Source organism: Rhizobium sp. 01N424 (assembly GCF_056399485.1).
In genome coordinates this window covers 16,651-40,431 of the sequence record NZ_JBFTRK010000018.1, presented here as the reverse complement: position 1 = coordinate 40,431, position 23,781 = coordinate 16,651, and the positions used below count along the sequence as shown (strand labels likewise).

Genomic DNA, 23,781 nt, shown 5'->3' with positions numbered 1-23,781 from the left:
CTTATCCTTTGCGCGAGCGCGAAGCGCCGCCTGTGACTGTGACTTCCGAATTCCGGATAGCAGCGCCGCGAAGGGCTGCCGTCATGCGGTTCAAACGGATTGCGATTGGCATTCTGAGATGAGCGATGGCCAGCGGATCGCGCCAGGCGGCACGAAGCGCCCGGGAGAGGGAGCGCTGCTTGATGCCATCCACGAGTTCAAGAAAGGCATGCGCCTGCCGGAGGCTGCGGGTGCGAAACGTCTGGGCGGCCGTGGCTGCAGCGTCGAGGTTGTGGCGCGATAGAAACCGGCGGTCGCCTTCCATCATCGCCTCGATGTGCCTGATATCGAGAATCCGCGAAATCGATCCTTCGCGGATATGATAATTGTAGCCCGGCTCGGGCTCGATGACGCAGGTGGCGCCGAGCGCCATGGCGGACGCGAGGAAGAGATAGTCTTCGCCGATCCGGAGATTTTCGTCGAAACGCAGATGATGGCGCTCGATGAAGGCGCGCTCGAAAACGGGCTTCAGGTAGCCGAAATTGTGCTCGCTGCGAAACAGCGCGTTGGAGCGGATGAATGCCGGCAGCGTCAGCATCGGCGTTGCCGCCAGAGCGGCCGGTGAAAACATGGTTTCGGGCAGCGTTCCGTCGGCGCGGATCACCCGCATGTTGTCCACGGCGATCTGAGCACCCGCAGCTTCGGCGCGGGTGATCATGCGCAGCAGGCGATCCGGTTCGATCGTGTCGTCGGCATCGAGTGTCGCAAGCCAGCGCCCGCGGGCTGCGCTGATCGCCGCGTTGCGGGCGGCGGAGGGGCCACCGTTCCTCTCGAGCGCGATCATGCGGACATTGCCGCCGTAAGCAGCGGCGACGGCGCGGGTCGCATCCGTCGAGCAATCGTCGGCGACGATGACTTCGACGCTGACACCCACCTGCGCCAATGCGCTGCCGATCGCCTTGTCCAGCGTTTCGGCAGCATTGTAGGCTGCAATGATAAAGCTGATATCGGGCAGCTTTTCGCTCATGCGGCCCCCTCGACAGCGCCATATTGGCGGATTTCGCGAACGCCGAGCAGACCGCTGACGACGCCGATATGCATCGTGCCGCGCAGTGCATAGCGATAGCGCGGGACCGGCACGAGGATGCAGAGGGCGGCAACGCCCAGGCAGTAGCTGGCCTTGGCCGAGGCAATGCCGATGGCCTTCACGCGGCTCAGACCCTTGCTGTTTTCCTGCAGCAGGCGGCCATGCGTCTGGCCGAAGCGGAAGCGGCGCTTTGCCAGCCAGGAGAGGTCGGCGCGGTTTTCCGGAACCGGCTCGTAGACATGCGCTTCAGGGGCAAAGGCGATCTTGCCGCCTTCCCGATGCAGGTAGCTGAAGAATTCCGTATCCTCGCCACCGGTCTTGCCGAGCGCGAGATTGAAGCGGCGGCCCTCGACATGGCGGGAGGAAAGGCGCAGCAGCACGTTGCAGGTATAACCGGTGCGGATCTCGCCATCGACCCAGACGGGTAGGGTGGAATGGAAATCGCCCTCGCGCATCCAGGCGGGTGCTGTCTGCGCATAGACGCTGCGGACCGGGCCGAGCACGGCATCCGCCGTGGTCTTTTCAGCGGTATGCAGCAGCTCGACCAGCCAGTTTTCCGAGGCATCCTCGTCGTCATCGATGAAGGCGAGATAATTGCCGGTGGCGTTTTCCAGGCATGCGTTGCGGGCGATCGAGATGTTCGAGGCCGGGCAGTGCACATAGGCGATCGGGTGCGGAATGGTCGAGCGAAGTGCTTCTACGCGGCCTCTAGCGCTCGGCGTCTGATCGTTATCGGCAACGATGATGCGCAGGCGCACATTCTCGGGCACAGCGAGCATGGCCAGCGAAAGCAGGGCCTCGTCCAGCGACGCGCGCCGGTATGTGCAAACACCAATGTCGATCTGCATGATCTGATCCTTCATCAGGAGACCTTCCGGTTGCGGAAGCTCAGGAGCTCCATCCAGAAACCGGCCGACCAGGCGAAATGCATCACCATGGCCGAGAGGGCCGCGAGCGGCCCGTAAGGATTGCGCTGGCCGACGGCCATCCAGAAGCCGTAGCCGACGCAGGCGATTGCCCAGAGGCTGAAGGGAATCACGGCGATCCAATTCAGCACGGCAAGAAATGCACCGATGAAGACCGGCACGACTGCAAGCGGCAGCATCTGGCGAAGCTTCGGCATATTGCCATGCTTCAGGATGTTCTTGGCGCGCCCCCGGCCGTAGCCGAGATATTGCCGGAAGAGCGTTTTGACGCTCGAACGCGGATAATAGATCATCCGCGTCTTGTCTGTCATCCAGATGCCGAACCCCGCCTTTTTCAGACGGTAGTCCAATTCCGCGTCCTCATTATGGCTGAAGCTCTCATCGTAGCCGCCGACGGTCTCGAAGGCGTTGACGCGCATCAGCGCGTGATGGCCGTGATCGGTCCAATGGCCCTCGGCACCCTCGCGATGCTTGGAGCCGCCATTGCCGAGCTTGGAGTTCTGGGCGAAGGCAGTCGCCTTCTGGAACATGCCGAAGCCGACAGTTTCCATGGCGACGACGACGGAATCGGCTTCCGTATCCTGCGCTTCCTCGACGAGGCGCTGGCAGTAGTCGTCCGGATAATCGCCATGGGCGTCGATGCGGATGAAATATTCGTAGTCGCGGCCGAAGGTGCTGACGGCGAGATTGATCGCGGCGCTTTGCAGCCGGCGCGGATTGTCGAGCAGGATGACGCGGTGATCCGCCTCGCTGATGCGGGCGACGATCTCGCGCGTGCCGTCTGTGCTGCCGCCATCGGCAACGACGATCCGGGCATTGAGGTCGTCGAGCGCCGGATCGAGCTTTTCGATCAGCGGCTCGATATGCTTGGCTTCATTCAGGCAGGGAATGATGATGAGGCTGGAGACGCTGGTACGGACATCAGTCTTCATGGCAGTCAACCCTTCTTGAGCTGCGGGAGCTTTGGGAACGGAACCGGCGCGCCCCTCAGCGGCAGCCGGAACGAGATTGGCAAGTGTTTCGATAAGCGCGCGGCAATCTCCGCGATCGGCCATCCATGTGTGCCTGCCGGTATCGGCGACTGCGGAGGCCAGCCCGCCGTAGCGCTCAGCCGTCAGGCCTTCGAACATGGCCTGCAGCGCATTGGCTGTTGGTTCGTTCAGCGACAGGCCGAGCTGCTTGCCGGCGAGGAAGCGGCTGGTTTCGGTGCCGGCGACGCTGAGCGGCACGCTGCCGTAAAGGCAGCCCTCATAGAGCCGGTTCGGCAGCAGCCAGCTGGAATTCAGGCCCTCCTCAAAGAAATCGATCGCCCAGGAGAAATGCACCTCGCCGTAGATGCTGGCGAGATCCTCCGGGTTCTTGTAGGGGCCGCGGAAGCTCAAGTAGGGCTCATTGGCAATGAAGCCATCGAAATCCTCGAATTCGGAATAGGCGGGGCGTCCGCGCAGGATGACCTCGACCCGGCCTTCCATGCGGCGGGTGAAATCGGCAAGCAGTTCCAGAGATTTGCGGCAGCGGAGCGCGCCGAACCAGCCTATCTTCCAAGGCTCTCCATCGGCGGGCGGCAGGCGCAGCGAGGCTGCCTGCGGCATGCCGTCCAGCGCCAGAACCTTGTTTTCCAGCAGCATGACCGGCGCCTTGATGGCCGATTTGGTGGCGAAATAATTGGCGATGAAGGCCGGTGAGCTGGTGATCAGCAGCTTGGCCCTGCGGCCGAAATGCGCCTCGGCCCGGCGCAGCATCTTGCCCGGCGTACCCTCGTTCGACAGAAGCCGATGGATATCAAGGCATTCATAGACAACCGGGACACCACCGAAGAGCGCGCTGGCGCGATCGGCAACGGCCAATGCTTCCAGATTGCGGCCGATGATGACATCCGGACGCTCGACGCCCTTCAACAGTCCGCGCAGACGGATTGCTGCATTGAAGACCGCGCCGATGCGCTGACCGAACCTGCCGTCGGCTGTTTTGCCCAGCTCGATCGGTGTCACGCCGCTGACCTCGGCCAGTGCATTGTCGCCGCGGCGAAAGCCGGCGAGGGTCACGGCAGCGCCGCCCTCGGTCAGCATCAGCACGCGGCGGCGCACGGCCGGATCGGCCAGATCATGCACCAGGTAAAGGACTTTCAGCATCAAGGCTCCTGTGCGTAGACCGGCATTGGCCGGAGTCCGTTTCGGGGGTGAGGCAGGCAAGTCTCAGGCAGTCAGCCTGCCTGCTCAATTCAGCGTGCAGGCTATCGATTCCGGGAACTGGCATTTGTCGCCGGGCGCCGTGTAGGCGATCCGGTCGATCTGCATCGTGGTCGGCTGGGTGTAGGCGAACTTGCCCATCCAGCCGGCAAGCGTGTCGGTGCCCCAGAGGCTGAAGAAGATCTTCTGCGGGCTCTGCGGGATCTTGCTGGGGTCGGTGACGTCCTGCACCAGCTTGCCGTTCAGGTAATAGCGCAGCCGGTTCGGCTCCCAGACGAAGGCGTAATCGTTGAAATCCTGATCGGCGGACTTACCGACCGGCACCAGCTTCTCGTTGCCGCCCTTGGCCTTGATGTACTGGTTCACCTGAACGGTCGAGCTGTCCTTGCCGAGCACTTCGAAATCGATCTCGTCGTGCTGCTGCTTGTCGGCCGGGCCGATATAGGTGAAGAAGGCCGAGTTCAGGCCGGAGCCGGTCGCGGTCTTGATGCGGGCCTCATAGGTGCCGTAGCTGAAGCGCTTCTTGGTCTGGATCTCGCCGCACTGGTAGTTGCGGTCCTTCGACTTGCCCTGGGCAAAGCCGAGTTCGAGCTTGCCGTTATCGATCTTCACCTGATCCTTCGACCAGGTGCAGTTCTGATGCGGGCCGTTGTTCCAGCCGTCGGAAATGTACCAGACGCTGCGGTCGATCTTGTCGAACTCATCGACGAAGGATGTGCCTGCAGCCTGCTGGGCAGACGCGGGAAGGGCGCCGGCGAGGCCGGCACCAATGATCGTAAAACTCAGGCAAAGCCGTCGAGCATGGGCGATTTTCGTCGTCATGTGTCACCTTCGCTGTGGAACGAAATCAGCCGGGATATCCCGGCGGGATGGGGATTGCGGACCTTTCTTGGTCCGGCCGCCGGTCAGGACGGCGTAGGATTTCGGGGAGTTGCTGCGCACGAAGCCGTTCGTGAGAACGAGCAGCGGGAAAAGCACCAGCAGGCAGCCGCCGAAGAACAAGGGGTAGAAATCGACGCCGGTCTTGCCCCAGACCATGAAGAGGAAGACGAGCAGCGGATAATGGGCGCAGAAGATCCAGAAGCTGAGGCTCCCGGTCTTCGACAACAGCTGGCCGAGCGGGGTCTTGATGAGCAGGGCCGAGAGCATCCAGAAGCCGGCAGCGCCGCCGATCGCCAAGGCATTGCGCGACAACTCCACCCAGTCGGGCATCGACGGGCCGGTCGCGTAGATCGCCGTCGCCAGCAGCGCCGAGGCGCCGAGCAGCAGTGCTACGCCCAGCGGCGCGAAGCGGTCGAGCGCCTTGATGTCAAGCTTGTAGAGGCTGGCATAGATGCCGAAGGTGAAGCTGAACAGGATCGAGCGCTTGATGACGATGTAGAGCGGCAGCTCCGGAATCAGCGCCAGCAGCAGCAGCGACGACAGCGTGATCAGCGGGATACGGCGCACCAGCCAGGCAAGGATCGGCGAGATCAGGATGCAGACGAAGAGATCGCGCAGGAAGTAGAGCGGGATATTCGCCGGAAAGGTTTCGGCAGCAAACAGCTGGCTCAGCAATTCGCGGAAGGTCGATTCATAGGGGCTGATGACATAGCCGTCGCCGATGCCGATCGCCAGGATCGCCAGCACGGCAATGAAAAACAGCGTGTTCCAGATCAGGAACGGCAGGAACACGGTCTGCGCCTTGGTGCGCACCGTCTTGGTGTAGTTGAAGCCTTCCATCCCGCCGCGAAACAGCAGGTAGCCGGAAATGGCGCTGAGGCACGGGACCCCGACACGGAAGAGCGCTTCGCTCAGGAACACCCGCAGCCAGTCGAAGAAACCGTAGTTTCCGTTGAACGGCGTATTCGCAGGGTCGAATGGTATGTGGACGAACACAATGCCCGAAATGAGCACGATGCGCATCAGATTGATCCGCGAGGATACGTTGGCGTCTACGTTCACTTTATCTGTCACCCCTGTTGGAGCTGCACCTCCCCTTGCAGCCGTTTCAAAGAGCAGACTCTGGCCCGCAGACGAAAAGCTAGAGCGTTTTGGCGGAAGAAAATATGGCACTGCAGCAAAAGTGATCGCCGGTCCCGTTTTGTAACGGTGCGAAATTGCGGCTACCATGGCGTGTCGCAGACCGGGAAATCAGTTGCAGAAACGCTTGAGCGCCCTTTGCGCCAATGTATTTCCGAAAATGATCATAAAACGTTTGCGCCTGTTGCGAAGCGTGATCCGCATGGAAAAGTTTTTCTCATTTGGTGAAGGACATTCTGTGGTTTGTTACAGAACGCGGCCTCCGATTGAGGCCGAAATGTGTCTTCGTCACCCCCAAATGGGTCTATTCGGCACAGCCAGCACTGGTGTTCCGATAATCCGCCTTTGACAAATTTCGGCCGGAATGCGCTTCATCATGCTGCGGCGCAACAACTTGCCGTGCGGGTGACGGGCGCTAGATTCGCACTCACCGCTTCGGCCTGTCAGGAGAAAGAATGGCGACCTTCACGATCATCATCCCGTTTTACCAGCGTGAGGACGGCATCCTGCGCCGGGCGCTGGCCTCTGTCTTCGCGCAGAGCTACCGGGATTTCGATGTCCTTGTCGTCGATGACCACTCACCCTATCCGGCCGAGGACGAGCTGAAGCCGCTGGGGGCGGAAGAGCGGGCGAAAATCACCGTGATCCGCCAGGAGAATGCCGGGCCGGGCGGGGCGCGCAATACCGGGCTCGACAATGTGCCTTCGGCCAGCCGCTATGCCGCCTTTCTCGATTCGGATGATATCTGGACGCCGGATCATCTGCAGAACGCCTATGCGGCGATGCAGCGTTTCGACGGCGACTGCTATTGGGCCTCGATCCATGGCGGCGAGGAATTCGATTATCACTTCGGCATCGCCGATCTGGAGGTCAGAGAGGGCGCGCACCGGCTTTCGGATGCGCCACTGATCATCGAGCTACCGGATATTGCCGGCGTGATGCTGAAGAACTGGGCCTTCCTGCACATGTCCTGCATGGTGATCGGCCGGCCGCTGATCGAGACCGTGCGCTTCGACGCGGCGCTCAGGCTTGCCGCCGAGGACGTGCTGTTCTTCTGCGACTGCATGCTGGCCGCGCGTCAGGTGCTGCTTTGCGGCGAGGCCGGTGCGCTGCGCGGCGAGGGGATCAACATTTTCCACGGGGTCGACAACGACTCGCCGCAGTTTTTGAAGCAGCAGTTCATCACCTGGATGGCGCTCGACCGGCTGGAAGCGCGCTTTGCGGCGCGGCCGAAGGAAATCCAGACGATCAAGGATTACAAGACGCGGGCGCGCAAGCAGGCGCTGTGGAGCCAGGCGAAGCGGGTGCGCAAGGCGCGCATGCCGGACTTTCGCCTGCTGCTGCACTGGGCGCGCCGCGACCCGGCGCTGCTTGCCAGCGCCTTCCAGCTCGCGGGCGGAAAATTCTCGAAATAGCCGTCAGTCGGCGGGCGAGGGGAGCAGGTAGCGCAGGCCGCCGGCACCCTTCGTGGCCATCTCTGCGCCGCCGGGGCTGCGGAAGCGCTCGGTCTTGTCCATGAAGATGCCGCAGGCGATCGCCGGCACGGCTGCAGGGTTCGCCAGCGCATAGCCGAGTGCGGCGCCGGGGCCAGCTTGCTTCTTGACGTCGAGGAAGTGGCGGAGCTCATATTTGCCGCGCACATGGCTTTCGTGGCGGCGCACCGCCGCTTCACCCTCTGGTGTCAGCTTGCAGCTGGCCAGGATCGCGCGGTCGGCTTCGTACAGCTTGCGGATATCGTCGGTACGGTGGCTGCCGCTCAGCGAATTGCCACGCACGACCGCACCGTAACCACAGGAATGGATCACCTTGTAGCGGGCGCCATTGGCGAGCGCCCGGACATAGAGCTCGTAATCCTCACCGAGCCGCATCTCCTCGCGGTAGCGCAGCTTGTGCGCATCGAGGAAGGACCGGCGCATCACCGGCTTCAGGAAGCCGATCTCGCCGCGGCGGACGCCGCGCTTGGAGATGTTGCCGTCGATGAAGGCGACGAGATCGAGGAAGAGCGGGCGATCAGGGAAGCTGTCCAGCCGCTCCGGCGCCAGCATCACCGTTTCCGAATCGACGAAGGCGATGTTGTCGGCGACGAAGTCCCAGTCGTCTTCCGCCAGCATGCGGCTGAAGCGGCCCTCGAAGAAGAAGTCGTCGGCATCGAGGATGGCGATCAAGGGTGCCGAGGAAATTTCGATCGCATGATTGCGGGCGGCAGAAGGCCCGCGATTCTTTTCGAAGGAAACGACGTTCAGCCGCCCGCTCGCATCATCGGCGGCGCGCGCCGTATCGGCCGTACCATCGCTGGAGCCGTCGTCGATGACGACGACTTCGGCCACTTCCTTCTCGCGTAACGCCGAGCTGACGGCCATTCCGATCGTATCGGCCGCGTTCTTCGCGGCGATGATCACGCATACGCTTGCAACCACGTCGTGCCCTCCGTTGTTGGCGCAACAGTTAGGACGCCACGGCGGCGGGGGCAATGCGGGAGGTCTTCAAAAGATGTTACGCGCGGTCCGGCAGCATAGGCCGGCCTGTCCGTTCAGCGGTTGAACGGCTCGGAATTGTTGAAGGGGCTGACGGGCAGCTTGTCCTTGTCGTCGCGCGCCGGCGCCATGGACGGTGCAATGCCTGCGGAAGAGGCGTTGCGCGCCTTGGCTTCCTTCCAGACCATGAAGATCACGCCACCGAAGTAGCCGAGCTGCAGGAGAACCGCACAGATCGCCGTTTGTATGAGCGTCGTCGTCAGAGAACCGTTCAACATATAGGTTGCCACGGCAAAGACGGCGAGTGCGCCGATCATGCTAACGAAAACGCGAGGTGCATACATGACGTTGCCTCCCTTTAGGAGGGTTGGTCCAATGAACAGTCATTGAACTCGGGCGCCTCCTAAGGTCCCTTTACTCGATATATTTTAGCAGGCTCTGAGTTTCAACAGAACGAAAGCATTAGTACCGCTAATCTTTTGTCCGGCGTTGCAGGTTTTCTACAGTATGCGGCTTAAGGTTTCCTCCTCGCTTTGCCTAAAAACGCCGATTGGGCGGTAACCATGTGATTTGCAGTCCGGGCGGCACGGGCGGGGTGCAAATTTACTCAAGGTTGCCTTGAATGAGACATTGCACGCCCCGAATCGCGCCACATTTGCATCTCCGGAACAACGCCTGAGGCGCTTATGCGTTCAACTTTTATTACAAAGATTTCATCTAAAACGATTTGAGTGTGCGGTGCGAAACTAATGGTGCGCTGCAATAAATTGGGCTGCGCGCAAATAACAATACGGTACTCGCGATAGTGGCCGCACCCTTTTCGCTAATGCTGCCTGCATTCCCGAAAAGGACTTGTTCTTCAATCTTGTTGCAATGCAAAGCAAACTCTTCCCTCTTTAGTGCAGTGCATCCGACTTAGTCGGAAACATTGCATGCTCTGCATATCCATTTGAGCTAATCCTAACGGACGGAAAAAGTGAACACGGTTTCCAAAAGGGCCCTGTTACAGACCCGTCTTCAAATTGTGGCTTAAAAAAACAAAATCCACCCATACACTCCGAACCTGTCAGCGCTACCTCAGCGGCTGAGACTACCGACCAAACGGCAAACATAAGTGGAGTTAACTCTATGAAGTCTGCGACGAGATCGGACAGTACGCCATTCTTTGGCGTGGTTCATGCAAACGTGTTTCCGCCGACCGGCGGGATCATGAAGCGCGCATTCGATGTCACCGCTGCATCACTGGGGCTCGTGTTTCTGAGCCCGATCTTCTTGATGGTGATGCTGCTCGTCAAACTAACCGACAAGGGCCCGGCCTTCTATGGTCATCGCCGCATCGGTCATAATGGACAGGAATTCCGTTGCCTGAAGTTCCGCACCATGGCGGTCGATGGCGACCGGTTGCTGCAGGAACACCTGCGTAACAATCCGAAGGCAATGGAAGAGTGGCGTGCGACCCGCAAGCTGCAGGACGATCCGCGTGTTACCGCGGTCGGCAGCGTGCTTCGCAAGCTCAGCCTCGATGAGCTGCCGCAGCTCATCAATATCATTCGCGGCGAAATGAGCGTCGTCGGGCCGCGTCCCGTCGTGCGTGACGAACTGGAGCTCTATGAGTCTTCGGCCGTCTTCTATCTTCAGGCACGTCCTGGCCTCACCGGCCTGTGGCAGATCAGCGGACGCAACGACGTCTCCTATGCCACGCGTGTCGCCTTCGACACCCACTATGTCGAAAACTGGTCTCTGACGCGTGACGTCATGATCATCGCCCGGACGATTCCTGCCGTCTGCATGCAGCGCGGCAGCTACTAACGCCGCTCCCACAACTCGACACGTTCGCACGGTGCTGCCCCTATGGCTTGCCGTGCAAATTCACGAGGAAGACTGAATGAAAGAATTCCTTTTTCACCGCCTCACGGCGCGCCGGTCCATTGCTTCAGGTCTCGCAATCGTTGCGGGCCTTGGTGTTTTGATCGGCTCATCGGGGCTTGCCAGCGCCGCCGATTATCAACTCGGCACGATGGACAAGCTGCGCATCCGCGTTGCCGAATGGCAGACGGCGGAAGGCGCGATCCGCGATTGGTCCGTGGTCAGCGGTGATTACTCGATCGGTCCATCGGGCAGCCTGTCGCTGCCGTTCATTGGCGACCTCCCAGCCTCTGGAAAGACGACGGACGCGATCGCGCAGGAAATCGGGCTGGCGCTGCAGAAGCAGTTCGGGCTCAAGGATCGGCCCTCGGCATCCGTCGAACTGGCCGAGTTCCGCCCTGTCTTTCTCACCGGCGATGTCGAAAAGCCCGGCGAATATCCGTTCGCGCCCAATCTCACGGTGGTCAAAGCCGTGAGCCTTGCGGGCGGACTTCGCCGTGCCGACGCCGGCCAGCGCTTTGCGCGTGATTTCATCAACGCCAAGGGCGATGCCGTCGTCTACACTTCGGAAAAGAACCGCCTCATCGCGCGGCGCGCCCGGCTGCAGGCCGAGACGCAGAACAGCGATGCCATCGACATGCCGCCGGAACTCAAGGATCTGCCGGAGGGTAAGGCATTGATGGCCAGCGAAGTGGCCTTGAAGGACACGCGCAAGAAGCGGCTGACGCTGCAGCTCCAGGCGCTCGACGACCTGAAGGCGCTGCTGCAGGCCGAAATCGAATCCCTGGCCAAGAAGACCGAGACGCAGACGCGTCAGCTCGAACTCGCCAAGGAAGATCGCGACAAGATCGAAAACCTGGCCGAAAAGGGGCTGGCTCTCAGCGCCCGCAAGCTGACCGCCGAACAGCGCGCCGCCGATATCGAGGCGACACTTCTCGATATCGACACCAATTCGCTGAAGGCCAAGCAGGATATCAGCAAGGCCAATCAGGACGAGATCACGCTGCGCAACGACTGGGACGCCAAGCTGGCCCAGGAGCTGCAGGATACCGAATCCGAGCTGGATACGCTGAACCTCAAGCTTTCCACCAGCGATGCGCTGATGTCGGAGGCGCTGTCGCAGTCGAGCGACGCCGCGCGCTTCGACCCTGAAAACGCCGCGAACATCAACTATTCGATCGTCCGCGATGTCGGCGGGCAGTCGAAGGAAATCCCGGTGCAGGAGAACATGGCCCTCGAGCCGGGAGACCTGATCAAGGTCACGGCCGGGGTCGCGATGCGATAGAAGCGGAGACCGCAATGCGGATCGCCAAATCGGCACTGATCATTCCAGGCGTGAACGCGGCCTATGCCATCCCGGCGGTCGCGCTCTCGATGTTCTGCTTTGCCTATTCGATCCGTTTCGGGCAGGCGGCGATCCTGCTTTACTATGCGCTCTGGCTGCCGCTGATCGCCGTCGACTACAAGAAGGTGCTCGGCAGTCACAGCAAGTTCGTCTGGCTCTATGCCTTCGCCGTCTTCGCCTTTCTCTCGGTCTTCTGGTCGCAGGTGCCGAGCGTCTCGATGCGCGCCAGCATCCAGTATCTGACGCAGGTGCTCTGCGCGCTGATCGCGGTTCGCACCATCGATGTCAGGACGCTGACGCTCGGCGGCGTTGCCGGGGCGGCGGTCGTGCTGCTCTATTCGATCCTGTTCGGCTATTACGAATATGATCCGCTCGACGGCACCTACAGCTTCGTCGGCGCCTTCGCCTCCAAGAACCAGCTCGGCTTCTATGCTTCGCTCGGCATTATCTTCGCCTTTGCCGCCGTCTTTATCTATGGCGAGCGGCGGATATGGGCGATGGTCTCTGCCGCTGCCGGTCTGATGGCCGCTTACTGCCTGCTTGCCTCGCAATCCGCGACTTCGGTGCTGACAACGGCCGTCATCGTCGCACTCCTGGTCGGCATCCGCATCGTGCTGATGCTGTCGCCGCAGCAGCGCAAGCTGCTGGTGATCGGCGGTGGCGTGGCGGCGATCATTCTCGCTGTCGCGAGCGTCTATCTCGGCGTCGTCGATCTGGTCCTCGGCCTGTTCGGCAAGGATTCGACGCTGACGGGGCGCACCTATCTCTGGCAGCAGGGGATCGAGGCCTGGACGCGGCACCCGGCCTTCGGCATCGGCTATCAGGCCTATTGGGTCCAGGGCTTCTCGGAACCGGAACGTCTCTGGGAAGAGTTCTTCATCGGCTCGCGCAGCGGCTTCCATTTCCACAACACCTATATCGAGACGGCCGTCGAACTCGGGCTGACCGGGGTGCTCATCCTGGCGGCGACGATGCTCGCGATGCTCTGGGGGCACCTGCGGCGGCTGATCGAGGACGTGCGCAACGACGAGTCCTATCTGCTGCTCGGGCTTGCGGTGCTGCTGACGGTGCGCTCCTTCGTCGAGATCGATGTGCTCACACCTTATAATGTCGGCACCTTCCTTCTTTATTTCTGTGCCGGAAAACTGGTCGGCGCGCGGCAGCGCTCGGCGATGGCCGAACTGCGGCGCTACGAAACCATGCCTGCCGCCCATTCCTGATCCATTTCATTGCCCGCCGCTTCTCGCGGCATCTTGAGGAAACTGCATGAAGACCCTCTACGGGATCCAGTATTTGCGTGCCTTTGCAGCGCTTGCCGTCGTGGTGTTCCATGCCGCCGAACGGACCGGCGGCCATTTCGCCATCGGTGCGGCTGGGGTTGATGTGTTCTTCGTAATTTCAGGCTTCATCATGTGGGTGATCAGCGACCGGCGGCCGGTTACGCCGCAGCGCTTCCTGCTCGATCGTATCAAGCGCATCGCGCCCTCCTATTGGCTGGTGACCGGGATCATGGTGGCGGGCGCGCTCGCCGGGCTTTTCCCGAACCTGCAGCTCAGCGCCGGACATCTGCTCGGATCGCTTTTCTTCATTCCGGTGCGCTCGCCGAGCAATGGTGAAATCTGGCCGGTGCTGGTGCAGGGCTGGACGCTGAATTTCGAGATGTTCTTCTATGTGCTGTTTGCCGGCGCGCTGTTCCTGCCGCGTCAGTGGCGGCTTGTCTTTCTTGCCGCCGTCTTCGGTCTGTTCTTCGTTGCCGGGCTGCTGACCCATCCGTCCTCGGCAGCACTTGCGACCTATACGCGGCCGATCATCCTCGAATTCCTCGGCGGCGTCTTCATCGCCGAATTGTGGATCCGGCGGAAGGTGGCGGGAACGAGCCTCGGGCTTGCCTGCATCGGCGCAGCACTTTGCGGCTTTGCGGCGATCTATCTGATGGGTGCGGAGTTCGATGAATCCATCTGCGGGCCGCTGGCCATGGCGCTGGTCTTCGGCATGGTGTCGCTGGAAACCGGCGGCAGCATCGGCCGCGTACCTGTCCTGACCTATCTCGGCGATGCGTCCTACTCGATCTATCTGTGGCACACGCTGGCGATTTCGGTCGCCGTCAAGGCGGCTGAGATCCTCGTCATCGGCGGCGGGCTGACGCTGCTCGGCGCCATCGCCGGCGGCACGATCGTCGGTGTCGGAGCTTACGAGCTGGTCGAAAAGCCGCTGCGCAGGCTGTTTTCCGGCGAGGGGCTGAAGCGCCGCGGATTGCAGCGGCGCCCCTCCTGATCCCTTACTGCGCGGCTTCTTCGGCCTGCGCCGGTGGCGGCGCGGTGACTGCCGGCTTGCGCCGGTAGCGGGCGCGCAGCACCACATAGAAGACCGGCGTCAGGAACAGGCCGAAGATTGTCACGCCCAGCATGCCGGAGAACACGGCGGTGCCGAGCGACTGGCGCATTTCTGCGCCGGGGCCGGTCGCGATCATCAGCGGCACGACGCCGAAGATGAAGGCGAAGGCGGTCATCAGGATCGGGCGCAGGCGCAGGTGGCTGGCCTCGATGGCAGCCTCGATCGCCGTCTTTCCTTCTTCTTCCGCCTGTCTCGCGAACTCGACGATCAGGATCGCGTTCTTGGCCGCAAGGCCTATCAGCACAATCAGGCCGATCTGCGTCAGGATATTGTTGTCCATCCCGCGCAGATGCACGCCGATCAGGGCGGCAAGGATCGCCAAGGGCACGATCAGGATGATCGCCAGCGGCAGGACCCAGCTTTCATACTGGGCCGACAGCGCCAGGAAGACGAAGATGACCGAGAGCGCGAAGATATAGATCGCAGTGTTGCCAGTGTTCTTTTCCTGATAGGCGATTTCCGTCCATTCGAAGGTCGTGCCGGCCGGCAGGATGCTTGCGGCAACGCCCTCCATCGTGTTGAGCGCGCTGCCGGTCGAGACGCCGGGTGCGGCGTTGCCCTGCAGGGGAACGGAGACATACATATTATAATGCTGGACGAGCGAGGGACCCGCCGTGTCCTTGATCTCGACCAGCGTGCCCAATGGTACCAGCGCGCCGGTTGCCGAGCGGACCTTGAGCGCCAGGATATCGTCGCGCTCGACGCGGTACTGCTGGTCGGCCTGCGCGCGCACCTGGTAGACGCGGCCGAAGGCGTTGAAGTCGTTGACGTAGGACGTGCCAAGGTTGATCGACAGCGTATCGAAGATATTGGGGATCGGCACGTTMAGCGCACGCGCCTTGTCGCGGTCGATCTCCAGGAAAAACTGCGGGCTGGAAGCCGAGAAGGTTGTGAAGACGCCGGTGAGGCCGGGTGTCTGGTTGGCCTTGCCCATGATCTGATAGGCGGCCCCCAGCACGCGGCGCATGTCAGAGCTCTCGCGGTCCATGACCTGCATCTTGAAGCCGCCGGCATTGCCGATGCCGGAGATCGGCGGCGGCGGGATGGCGATGATGAAGGCTTCCTGGATACTCTGCAGGCTGCCGTAGAGCTGGCCGATGATCTGCCCGGCATTCTGGTGGTGCTCCAGCCGGTTTTCGAACGTATCGAAGGCGGCGAAGACGACGCCGGCATTCGAGGCATTGGTGAAGGTCGCGCCGCTGAAGCCGGAGAAGGCGACGGCATTCTTGACGCCCGGCGTGTTGCGGATGATCTCCGAGGCGCGCTGGACGACGGCATCGGTTCTCGCCAGCGACGCGCCATCCGGCAACTGCACGACGACGATCGCGTAGCCCTGGTCCATCACGGGCACGAAGCCGCGCGGCACGATGCTGGTCATATAATAGGTGAGGCCGAGCAGGCCCACGAAGACCAGCAGTGCGATGCCGAGCGCCGCCCAGGTCTGCACCGCATGGCGCACGATCCAGGAATAGCCCGAACTCAGCCGGTCGAAGCCATTATTGAAGCCGTTGGCCAGCGCATTGCCGAAGCGCGAGACCGGGTTTTTCGGCTTGTGATGCGCATCATGCGGTTTCAGCACGATCGCGGCGAGCGCCGGTGACAGCGTCAACGAATTCAGCGCGGAAATCGCCGTCGCGACCGAGATGGTCACCGCGAATTGCCGGTAGAACTGGCCTGAAATGCCGGGGATGAAGGCCGTCGGCACGAAGACCGCGATGAGCACCAGCGAGATGGCGAGAACGGCGGTGCCGACCTCGTTCATCGTCACATGCGCCGCCTCGCGCGGTGTCATGCCCTTCGCCAGATTTCGCTCGACATTCTCGACGACGACGATGGCGTCGTCGACGACGATGCCGATCGCCAGCACCAGACCGAACAGCGTCAGCATGTTCAGCGAGAAGCCGAAGGCGAGCAGGAAGGCGAAGGTGCCGATCAGCGACACCGGAATGGCAACGATCGGGATGATCGCCGTTCGCCAGGATTGCAGGAAGACCAGAACGACGAGAGCCACGAGGATCGCCGCTTCGGCGATGGTCTTGTAGACCTCGTCAATCGATTCCGAGATGAACTCGGTCGGGTTGTAGACGATGTCGTAAGAGAGGCCGTCGGGGAAATCCTGCTGCGCGGTCTGCATCGCCTGCTTGATCGAGGCGGCGGCTGCCAGCGCGTTGGTGCCCGGGCGCGAGAAGATGCCGAGCGCGACTGCCGGCTTGCCGTTCAGATAGCTGTTGGTGACATAGTCCTTGGCGCCGAGCTCGATGCGGGCGATGTCCTGCAGCTGCACCAGACGGCCGCTGGCCGTCGCCTTGACGATGACATAGCGGAACTGGCGGGCATCCGAGAAGCGGCCTTCCGTCGTCACCGTATATTGGAACGCATTGGTGCCTGATGTGGGCGGACCGCCGATCGAGCCGCCTGAGACCTGAACGTTCTGATCGCGCAGCGATTGCACGACGTCGCTCGATGTCATCCCGTAGGCCGAGAGCTTTTCCGGATCGAGCCAGATGCGCAGCGAATACTCGCGTTCGCCGAAGATGATGACGTCGCCGACGCCATCGAGGCGGACGAGCGTGTCGCGGATGCGGCTGCGCGCATAGTTGGAAACGTAGAGCTGGTCATAGCGCGAGTTCGGCGACAGTAGATGCACGACCATCATCAGGTCGGGAGAACTCTTGGCGGTGGTGATGCCGATGCGGCGGACCTCTTCGGGAAGCCGCGGCTCGGCAATGCCAACGCGGTTCTGGACGAGGACCTGTGCCTTGTCGAGATCGGTGCCGAGCTTGAAAGTGATGGTCAGCGCCATCGAGCCGTCGGCGGTCGAATAGGAGGACATGTAGAGCATGTCTTCGACGCCGTTGATTTCCTGCTCGATCGGCGTTGCCACCGTATTGGCGATGGTTTCGGCGTCGGCGCCCGGATAGGCGGTGCGCACGACGATGGTCGGCGGGGCGATTTCCGGATACTGCGCCACCGGCAGCTGGAAATACGCGAGCCCGCCAACGATGAGCAGGACGATCGAGAGCACCGACGCGAAGATCGGCCGGTCGACGAAGAAATGGGCGAACCTCATTGGGCGAGCTCCATGCCTGCAGCTTCCGGCGGGATGTCATCACGGCTTTGCGGCAGTTCGATCAACTGCGGCGTGATCTTCGAGCCGGGGCGGGCGCGCATCAGGCCGTTGACGACGATGGTTTCGGTGCCGTCCATGCCTTCGCGGATGGCCCTGTAGCCATAGAGCCGCGGTCCCGGCCGGACCGGCTTGGTCGAAACGGTGCCGTCAGCGCCGACGATATAGACGACGCGCTGGTTCTGGTCGGAGCCGACGGCTTCGTCGGGAACCAGGATCGCCTTGTAGGTGTTCGAGGCTTCCACCTGCACACGGCCGAAGAGCCCGGGCTGGAGCACGAGATTGGGATTGTCGAAGCGGGCGCGGATGCGCATCGTGCCGGACTCGTTGTCCACCCGGTTTTCGGCGAAATCCAGCTTGCCGCTGAACGGTTTCTGGGTGGAATCGGAGATCCGCACCTGGACCGGCACGCCACCACCGCCCTGCTGCAGATCGCTGCCGCGGGTGCGGGCGGTATCGGCGAAGTTCAGCAGGCGGCGCTCGTCGACGTCGAAATAGAAGTCGATCGGATCGAGCGAGACGATGGTCGTCAGCACCGACTGGTCGGCTTGCACGAGGTTGCCGGCGGAGATCAGGCGGCGGTCGATGCGGCCGCTGATCGGCGCGGTGATCTTGGTATATTCGAGATCGAGCGCGGCGCGGTCGGCGGTTGCCTGGGCGCCGCGAACATTCGCCTGGGCGGAGACCCAGTCGCGGCGGCGGTCGTCGAGTGTCGAGACCGACTGGCTGCCATTATTGGCGAGCGATTCCGCCCGTTTAAACTGAGTCTCGGCATATTCCTGGGTCGACTTGGCGACTTCCAGCGCGGCGTTCGCCTCGTTGACGGCGGTGATGAAGGGGCGCTGGTCGATGACGAACAGCAGGTCGCCCTTCTTGACGAGCGCGCCGTCAGTGAAATGCACTTCCTGCAGATATCCGCCGACGCGGGCGCGGATCGAAACCTGGTCGACGGCTTCGAAGCGGCCGATGAATTCGTCGTTGTCGACGACCTCGCGGACGACGGGTTTGGCGACGGTGACGGGCGGGGGAGGTGGTGCGGCGGCCTGCTGGGCCTCAGCGGCGAGCGGCAGAAGAGCCGAGACAAAGCCGAATGCAATAGCGGCACGAAGAGAGTAAGGCATAGCGATCCCCCATTCTGGGCGGCCGTTATGCCGCCAATCTCATGCTGAAATGATGCGTATCATATCCACTGCTTCAAACGCGGGCGGCCGCGTCTGCAACTTCCAACTCGAGCACCCGAGGGCGCATTGCCAATCGTCCGGGCTGCGTGGTTTTGCCGCGCTAACCGTATGAAACGGCACTATAAGCGTCACTCCGCAGAAATTGCAAACGACAATAGGTTGCAGTGCTCAGGCAATGCGGTGACTATCCTTCGACGATCTGTTCCTGCCCGGGAGACGATGCCGCAAGCTCGGCCCAGTCGAGCTCCTGCTCGAGAATATGGAAGATGTCGTCGTCGATTTCGTCGGTTTGCCGCATCTCCGCGAGCTTCTGGCGTTTCGCGGAGATGATACTGCGGCGCAGTTCGTCCATTTCGCTGACTTCGCGCGGATGTTCACCCTTGCGGACGATTTCGCGTTCGGAGGTATAGACATGCCGCAGGATCGCTGCCGCCTTGCTTTCCTTGCCCTCGAGTTCCGCGAGAGCGGATTCCAGCAGATCGGCGCGAGCATCCGACAATCCCTTCTCCCAGGAGGTGTCAGGCGCGAAGCGCAGGAAACGGATCAGCGGACCGAGCGTCAATCCCTGGATGATCAGGGTGCCGAGGACGACGCCGAGGGCGCTCAGCAGGATTACGTCGCGCTCTGGAAAGTCGAAGGGCAGGGCAAGTGCTGCGGCGAGCGTAACGAGGCCGCGCATGCCGCACCAGCCGGCAACGATACTCATCGCCAATGTCGGCGGCTCCTGCTTTGTCGTCTGTCTCATCCGCCGCCTGGTCATCACCACATTGTAGCCGAGCACCCAGAGCATGCGGACGCAGACGACGGTGACGAAGACGGCGAGAGCGACCGTCAGGGCGTAGGTGCGCCGGCCCGGCTCCATGTCGAGGAAGATTTGCCGCGCCTGCAGTCCCATCAGCAGGAAGGCGACGACATTGAGCAGGAAGACTGCCGCTTCCCATACGGAATAGGAATGGATGCGATGGCGGGCGCTTTGCCGCTCGGGCATGTAGCGGGCGATCACCATGGCATAGACGACGATCGCCAGGATGGCGGAAAGATGCAGACGCTCGGCAATGATCCAGGTGCCGAAGGTGGCGACGAATTCCAGCAACGTGCCGCCGAGCGTGCCTGCCAGTCTGGTGCCGATGATCATGTAGAGCCGCCCGGCGGCATAGCCGATGATAATGCCACCCGGTATCGCCAGCGCCAGTTCGGGTAGCGTTCTGGCGAAGAAGGCCGGGCTGGTGGCGGCGGCGACCGCGGCGGTGAAAATCAGCAGCGAGACGGCGTCGTTGAGGAGGCTTTCGCCTTTCAGCACCACATAGGTTTGCCGGGGGAGATCGAAGCGGTCGAGCATGGCAGTAGCCGCAACCGCATCGGGCGGCGCGACGATGGCGCCCAGCGCGATCGCCGCCGCGATCGGAAGCCCTGCCATCCAGATGCCGACCGTGGCGACGGCTGCGGTCGTCAGGATGACGGCGATGGCCGCGAGCGAGATCAGCGGCAGCCAGTTCTGGCGCAGTGTCCGCGGCGGCAGGTCGTATGCGGCGTCGAAGAGGGCGGGCGCGATGAACAGTGCCAGCGCCAGCTGCGGATCGATGCCGATCTCCGGTGCCCAGGGGACGGACGCGACGGCGAGACCGGCGATCGCCAGCATCGTCGGGTAGGGGATCAGGAATTTCCTCGACACCTGGAGAAAGACGATGGCAACGAGCAGCAGCGTCAGCATGCTTTCGAAAAATGCCATGGGTCCCCCTATCCGCCTGCAGGGAATGATCTAGCGCGCTGCCGGCGCTTGGCCATGCCTGTGACGGGAGCGCGGGAGAGGCCGCGGCATCAATCTTCGCTTGACGGTGCAGTGCGGCATTTTAGCCGCAGCTGCTGAATCTGAGGTGGCTGATCTTGTGTGTCAGCCATGCTCAATATATCTACCAACATTATAAGCACACTTATTAATAGCTGGCGCAGATTTCATGAACTCCAACCCGACTCTTGGCTTCCTTCTCCACGACGTCGCCCGGCTGCTGCGCAAGCGGTTCGAGCAGCGCGCGAAGTGCCTTGGCCTGACGCGTTCGCAGTGGCAGACGCTTGCCTACCTGTCGAACAACGAAGGCATTCATCAGGGCGGGCTGGCTGAAATTCTTGAAATCGAGCCGATCACGCTGGTGCGCATTCTCGACAAACTCGCCGAACGCGGGCTGATCGAGCGGCGCCAGCACCCGACCGACCGGCGTATCTGGCTTCTCTACATGCGCGAAGCCGCGCATCCGATCCTCGCGGAAATGCGCGAGCTCGGCGATGTGACGCGGGCCGAAGCGCTTGCCGGCGTCACAGCGGAGCAGCGTGAAGCGCTGTTTGCAATCCTATCCGAAATGAAGACGAACCTTGTAGTGGCGTGCCGGACACCGGTCGCTGAAAAAGAGCAGAACCATGGTTAAGAAAATCCCCCTCCGCGTTGTGTCCGATGCCAACGCAAAGACTGCCGAAGAAATCGAAGCTCCCAAGATGCAAGAAACGGTAGCGGAAGCGCCTTCATCCAATTCAGCGCCCGCTACTGCTGTCGCTGCGCCTGGCGGCACCACGGTCCGCCGCCGGCGCAGCCTCACGCGCCCGATCCTGTTTGCATTGCTGCCCCTGGCCCTCATCGTCGGCGGCTATTATTATGTGAACGGCGGCCAGGTGATGTCGACCGACAACGCCTATATCCAGGCCGACATGGTCGGCATTACCACCGACGTCTCTGGCATCGTCGACAAGATCAACGTGCATGAGAACGAAACGGTGAAAGCCGGGCAGGTGCTCTTCAGCCTGCAGTCCGACGCCTTCAAGATCGCGCTCGATGGCGCCAAGGCACAGCTCGGCGTGCAGCGTAACCAGATCGCCAACCTGAAGGCCAGCTACCAGCAGTCGCAGGCCGAGATCACCCAGGCCGAGGCCGATCTGCCCTATTATCAGGATCAGTTCGACCGCCAGCAGAACCTCGTCAACAACGGCAGCGCCACGCAGTCGGCCTATGACGAAGCCAAGCACAATCTCGAGGTCGCCCAGCAGAAGGTCTCGGTCGCCAAGGCGGAAGCCGCGACGACGCTCGCGCAGCTCGGCGGCAATGCCGATCAGCCGGTGGAGCAGAACCCGCTCTTCCTGCAGGCCAAGTCGAATGTTGACAATGCCCAGCGCGAGCTCGACCACAGCATCGTGAAGGCGCCGTTCGATGGTGTCGTCACCAATGTGAACGCGCTGCAGGTCGGCTCCTATCTGCAGGCGTCTGCGCAGGCCTTCTCGCTGGTTTCGACCAACAATCTCTGGATCGCCGCCAGCCCGAAGGAAACCGAGCTCACCTATGTGAAGCCCGGCCAGGAAGCGACCGTCTATGTCGATACCTATCCGGGCGTTTCCTGGAAAGGCAAGGTCGAGAGCATCAGCCCGGCTTCGGGCTCCAGTTTCTCGCTGCTTCCCGCGCAGAACACCACGGGTAACTGGGTGAAGGTCGTGCAGCGTATTCCGATGCGCGTCAGCATCGAGGATGCTGCAGGCAAGCCGCCGCTCCGCGTCGGTATGAGCACGGTCGTCGATGTCGAAACCGGCCATGCCCGCGGGCTGCCTGATTTCGTCAACAAGCTTCTTGGGCGGCCTGTGAGCCACCAGTAAAGAGTTATTGCCATGAGCAACGCTCCCGCATCCCCGGCAACCCCGGTTGTTAATCGCGGCGCGATCACGGCCTGCGTCATCCTGGCCGTCATCATGCAGGCGCTGGATACGACGATCGCCAACGTTGCGCTGCCCTATATCCAGGGCAGCGTCTCGGCCTCCGCCGACCAGATCAACTGGGTTCTGACCTCCTATATCGTCGCCGCCGCGATCATGACGCCGCCCTCAGGTTTTCTTGCCGCCAAGTTTGGCCGCAAGAACGTGCTTTTGACCGCGATCGTCGGCTTCGTCGTCGCTTCGGTCCTCTGCGGTCTGGCGCAGTCGCTGAACCAGATCGTCGCCTTCCGCCTGCTGCAGGGCCTGTTCGGCGCTTCGCTGGTGCCGCTCTCGCAGGGCATCCTGCTCGATATCTACACGGCTGAGGAGCGCGGTTCGGCCATGGCACTGTTCGGCGTATCGGTCATGGTCGGTCCGGTTCTCGGGCCCGTCATCGGCGGCTGGCTGACCGACAATATCAGCTGGCGCTGGGTGTTCTATATCAACGTGCCGATCGGCGCGCTGGCCTTTGCCGGGATCGTCATCTTCGTGACGGAAACCAAGAGGGATGCGCTGGCGAAGCTCGACTGGTTCGGCTTCGGGATGATGAGCCTGTTCATCGCCGCGTTGCAGCTCTTCCTCGACCGCGGCGAGCAGCTCGACTGGTTCTCGTCGGGCGAGATCATGATCGAGGCGATCGTCTGTGCCGCAGCCTTCTATCTGCTCGTCGTGCATACGCTGACGGCGGAGAAATCCTTCGTCAATCCGCGGCTGTTCCTCGATCAGAACTTCTCCGTCAGCATGATCTTCATCTTCGTGGTCGGTATCACCTATCTGGCCTCGCTGGCGCTGATGACGCCCTATCTGCAGACGCTGATGGGGTACCCTGTTATCACCGCCGGTATCGTCATGGGGCCGCGCGGTCTTGGGACGATGCTCTGCATGTTCATCGTCGGGCGGCTGATCGGCAAGGTGGATTCCCGCTGGCTGCTGGCGCTCGGTCTGGCGCTGACCGCCTGGGCTATGTACGACATGACCGGCTGGACGCCTGATGTCTCGCAATGGACGATCGTTTCCACCGGCTTCATCCAGGGTGCCGGCCTCGGCTTCCTGTTCGTGCCGCTGACGACGATGGCGTTTTCGACCTTGCCGGCGCAGATGCGCGGCGATGGTACGGGCCTCTACAATCTCTCGCGCAATATCGGATCGTCGGTCGGTATCTCGATCGTGTCGGCGCTGATCGTCGAGAATACGCAGAGCAACCATGAATCGATCGCCGCCTATGTGACGCCGTTCAACCATGCCTTCAACGCGGCGGCGGCTCAGGGCCTGAGCCCGCTGACGGCCGCCGGACGGGCGTCGCTGAACGAGGTCATCACGCTGCAATCGACGATCATCGCCTATATGGACGATTTCAAGCTGCTGATGCTGATGTCGCTCGCCGTCATGCCGCTGGTCTTCCTGCTGCGCAAGCCGAAGGCGGCCGCGCCGCCGATGGATCATGCAGCCGTGATGGAATAGGTCC

At 62.0% G+C, this 23,781-nt stretch carries 18 protein-coding genes and 1 pseudogene; 8 read left to right on the top strand and 11 right to left on the bottom strand.

Going from position 1 to position 23,781, the window contains the following annotated elements; genetic code table 11:
• Position 1: 1 nt before the first annotated feature.
• The 6 genes and pseudogenes from AC1DNK_RS28035 to AC1DNK_RS28010 form a co-directional block, all read right to left on the bottom strand.
• On the bottom strand, positions 2 to 1,006 hold the full coding sequence (locus AC1DNK_RS28035; protein ID WP_477944348.1) for a glycosyltransferase family 2 protein: 1,005 nt from the start codon (positions 1,004 to 1,006) through the stop codon (positions 2 to 4).
• Positions 1,003 to 1,929 carry a glycosyltransferase family 2 protein gene (locus tag AC1DNK_RS28030; RefSeq protein ID WP_477944346.1) on the bottom strand — a complete coding sequence of 309 codons (927 nt, stop codon included), beginning with the start codon at positions 1,927 to 1,929 and terminating at the stop codon, positions 1,003 to 1,005. The genes AC1DNK_RS28035 and AC1DNK_RS28030 overlap by 4 nt, the downstream gene beginning before the upstream one ends.
• Positions 1,929 to 2,924, bottom strand: coding sequence for a glycosyltransferase family 2 protein (locus tag AC1DNK_RS28025; RefSeq protein WP_477944386.1), 996 nt, complete (start codon positions 2,922 to 2,924; stop codon positions 1,929 to 1,931). The genes AC1DNK_RS28030 and AC1DNK_RS28025 overlap by 1 nt, the downstream gene beginning before the upstream one ends.
• A gap of 45 nt (positions 2,925 to 2,969) precedes the next feature.
• Positions 2,970 to 4,124 (bottom strand): annotated as a pseudogene (locus tag AC1DNK_RS28020) (glycosyltransferase); the annotation flags it as partial.
• 84 nt (positions 4,125 to 4,208) lie between these two features.
• Positions 4,209 to 5,003 carry an endo-1,3-1,4-beta-glycanase ExoK gene (gene exoK, locus AC1DNK_RS28015; protein WP_477944344.1) on the bottom strand — a complete coding sequence of 265 codons (795 nt, stop codon included), beginning with the start codon at positions 5,001 to 5,003 and terminating at the stop codon, positions 4,209 to 4,211.
• A 3-nt stretch (positions 5,004 to 5,006) separates the two neighbouring features.
• A complete protein-coding gene (locus AC1DNK_RS28010) occupies positions 5,007 to 6,125 on the bottom strand; it encodes an acyltransferase family protein (RefSeq protein WP_477944342.1) in 1,119 nt (372 codons plus the stop codon).
• Positions 6,126 to 6,658: 533 nt separating this feature from the next.
• Here AC1DNK_RS28010 and AC1DNK_RS28005 point away from each other — a divergent pair.
• Positions 6,659 to 7,618, top strand: a complete 960-nt coding sequence (locus tag AC1DNK_RS28005; RefSeq protein WP_477944340.1) for a glycosyltransferase family 2 protein — start codon at positions 6,659 to 6,661, stop codon at positions 7,616 to 7,618.
• Between the two features lie 3 nt (positions 7,619 to 7,621).
• On the opposite strand, the gene AC1DNK_RS28000 is transcribed toward AC1DNK_RS28005, so the two are convergent.
• Both AC1DNK_RS28000 and AC1DNK_RS27995 read right to left on the bottom strand, forming a co-directional pair.
• On the bottom strand, positions 7,622 to 8,620 hold the full coding sequence (locus tag AC1DNK_RS28000; RefSeq protein WP_477944338.1) for a glycosyltransferase family 2 protein: 999 nt from the start codon (positions 8,618 to 8,620) through the stop codon (positions 7,622 to 7,624).
• A gap of 113 nt (positions 8,621 to 8,733) precedes the next feature.
• Positions 8,734 to 9,021, bottom strand: coding sequence for an exopolysaccharide production repressor protein (locus AC1DNK_RS27995; protein ID WP_477944336.1), 288 nt, complete (start codon positions 9,019 to 9,021; stop codon positions 8,734 to 8,736).
• A 784-nt stretch (positions 9,022 to 9,805) separates the two neighbouring features.
• Here AC1DNK_RS27995 and AC1DNK_RS27990 point away from each other — a divergent pair.
• The 4 genes from AC1DNK_RS27990 to AC1DNK_RS27975 all read left to right on the top strand — a co-directional run bounded on the left by AC1DNK_RS27990 (position 9,806) and on the right by AC1DNK_RS27975 (position 14,162).
• Entirely contained in the window at positions 9,806 to 10,486 is a 681-nt protein-coding gene (locus AC1DNK_RS27990) for a sugar transferase (RefSeq protein WP_112390357.1), read from the top strand.
• 76 nt (positions 10,487 to 10,562) lie between these two features.
• The gene (locus tag AC1DNK_RS27985; protein WP_310293887.1) at positions 10,563 to 11,828 is read left to right on the top strand and encodes a polysaccharide biosynthesis/export family protein; all 1,266 of its coding nucleotides are present in this window, start codon (positions 10,563 to 10,565) and stop codon (positions 11,826 to 11,828) included.
• A 14-nt stretch (positions 11,829 to 11,842) separates the two neighbouring features.
• Positions 11,843 to 13,108, top strand: coding sequence for an O-antigen ligase family protein (locus AC1DNK_RS27980; RefSeq protein WP_477944334.1), 1,266 nt, complete (start codon positions 11,843 to 11,845; stop codon positions 13,106 to 13,108).
• A gap of 46 nt (positions 13,109 to 13,154) precedes the next feature.
• Entirely contained in the window at positions 13,155 to 14,162 is a 1,008-nt protein-coding gene (locus tag AC1DNK_RS27975; RefSeq protein WP_477944332.1) for an acyltransferase family protein, read from the top strand.
• 4 nt (positions 14,163 to 14,166) lie between these two features.
• On the opposite strand, the gene AC1DNK_RS27970 is transcribed toward AC1DNK_RS27975, so the two are convergent.
• The 3 genes from AC1DNK_RS27970 to AC1DNK_RS27960 all read right to left on the bottom strand — a co-directional run bounded on the left by AC1DNK_RS27970 (position 14,167) and on the right by AC1DNK_RS27960 (position 20,319).
• The gene (locus AC1DNK_RS27970) at positions 14,167 to 17,352 is read right to left on the bottom strand and encodes an efflux RND transporter permease subunit (protein WP_112390361.1); all 3,186 of its coding nucleotides are present in this window, start codon (positions 17,350 to 17,352) and stop codon (positions 14,167 to 14,169) included.
• Complete coding sequence (locus AC1DNK_RS27965; protein ID WP_477944330.1) at positions 17,349 to 18,530, bottom strand: efflux RND transporter periplasmic adaptor subunit; 1,182 nt, start codon at positions 18,528 to 18,530, stop codon at positions 17,349 to 17,351. The genes AC1DNK_RS27970 and AC1DNK_RS27965 overlap by 4 nt, the downstream gene beginning before the upstream one ends.
• Before the next feature lie 244 nt (positions 18,531 to 18,774).
• Positions 18,775 to 20,319, bottom strand: coding sequence for a cation:proton antiporter (locus tag AC1DNK_RS27960; protein ID WP_477944328.1), 1,545 nt, complete (start codon positions 20,317 to 20,319; stop codon positions 18,775 to 18,777).
• Positions 20,320 to 20,545: 226 nt separating this feature from the next.
• On the opposite strand from AC1DNK_RS27960, the gene AC1DNK_RS27955 reads away from it, so the two are divergent.
• Genes AC1DNK_RS27955 through AC1DNK_RS27945 form a run of 3 tightly spaced genes read left to right on the top strand, consistent with a single transcriptional unit; the run spans position 20,546 to position 23,777 of the window.
• Positions 20,546 to 21,010 carry a MarR family winged helix-turn-helix transcriptional regulator gene (locus AC1DNK_RS27955; protein WP_112390364.1) on the top strand — a complete coding sequence of 155 codons (465 nt, stop codon included), beginning with the start codon at positions 20,546 to 20,548 and terminating at the stop codon, positions 21,008 to 21,010.
• On the top strand, positions 21,003 to 22,220 hold the full coding sequence (locus tag AC1DNK_RS27950) for an HlyD family secretion protein (protein ID WP_477944326.1): 1,218 nt from the start codon (positions 21,003 to 21,005) through the stop codon (positions 22,218 to 22,220). Before AC1DNK_RS27955 ends, AC1DNK_RS27950 begins: the two co-directional genes overlap by 8 nt.
• Before the next feature lie 12 nt (positions 22,221 to 22,232).
• Positions 22,233 to 23,777, top strand: a complete 1,545-nt coding sequence (locus AC1DNK_RS27945) for a DHA2 family efflux MFS transporter permease subunit (protein WP_477944324.1) — start codon at positions 22,233 to 22,235, stop codon at positions 23,775 to 23,777.
• Positions 23,778 to 23,781: the final 4 nt, after the last annotated feature.

Coding starts and splice junctions, on each gene's coding strand:
- AC1DNK_RS28035 (WP_477944348.1), bottom strand. CDS start 1,006: ATGAGCGAAAAGCTGCCCGATATCAGCTTTATCATTGCAGCCTACAAT.
- AC1DNK_RS28030 (WP_477944346.1), bottom strand. CDS start 1,929: ATGAAGGATCAGATCATGCAGATCGACATTGGTGTTTGCACATACCGG.
- AC1DNK_RS28025 (WP_477944386.1), bottom strand. CDS start 2,924: ATGAAGACTGATGTCCGTACCAGCGTCTCCAGCCTCATCATCATTCCC.
- exoK (WP_477944344.1), bottom strand. CDS start 5,003: ATGACGACGAAAATCGCCCATGCTCGACGGCTTTGCCTGAGTTTTACG.
- AC1DNK_RS28005 (WP_477944340.1), top strand. CDS start 6,659: ATGGCGACCTTCACGATCATCATCCCGTTTTACCAGCGTGAGGACGGC.
- AC1DNK_RS27995 (WP_477944336.1), bottom strand. CDS start 9,021: ATGTATGCACCTCGCGTTTTCGTTAGCATGATCGGCGCACTCGCCGTC.
- AC1DNK_RS27990 (WP_112390357.1), top strand. CDS start 9,806: ATGAAGTCTGCGACGAGATCGGACAGTACGCCATTCTTTGGCGTGGTT.
- AC1DNK_RS27985 (WP_310293887.1), top strand. CDS start 10,563: ATGAAAGAATTCCTTTTTCACCGCCTCACGGCGCGCCGGTCCATTGCT.
- AC1DNK_RS27980 (WP_477944334.1), top strand. CDS start 11,843: ATGCGGATCGCCAAATCGGCACTGATCATTCCAGGCGTGAACGCGGCC.
- AC1DNK_RS27975 (WP_477944332.1), top strand. CDS start 13,155: ATGAAGACCCTCTACGGGATCCAGTATTTGCGTGCCTTTGCAGCGCTT.
- AC1DNK_RS27965 (WP_477944330.1), bottom strand. CDS start 18,530: ATGCCTTACTCTCTTCGTGCCGCTATTGCATTCGGCTTTGTCTCGGCT.
- AC1DNK_RS27960 (WP_477944328.1), bottom strand. CDS start 20,319: ATGGCATTTTTCGAAAGCATGCTGACGCTGCTGCTCGTTGCCATCGTC.
- AC1DNK_RS27955 (WP_112390364.1), top strand. CDS start 20,546: ATGAACTCCAACCCGACTCTTGGCTTCCTTCTCCACGACGTCGCCCGG.
- AC1DNK_RS27950 (WP_477944326.1), top strand. CDS start 21,003: ATGGTTAAGAAAATCCCCCTCCGCGTTGTGTCCGATGCCAACGCAAAG.
- AC1DNK_RS27945 (WP_477944324.1), top strand. CDS start 22,233: ATGAGCAACGCTCCCGCATCCCCGGCAACCCCGGTTGTTAATCGCGGC.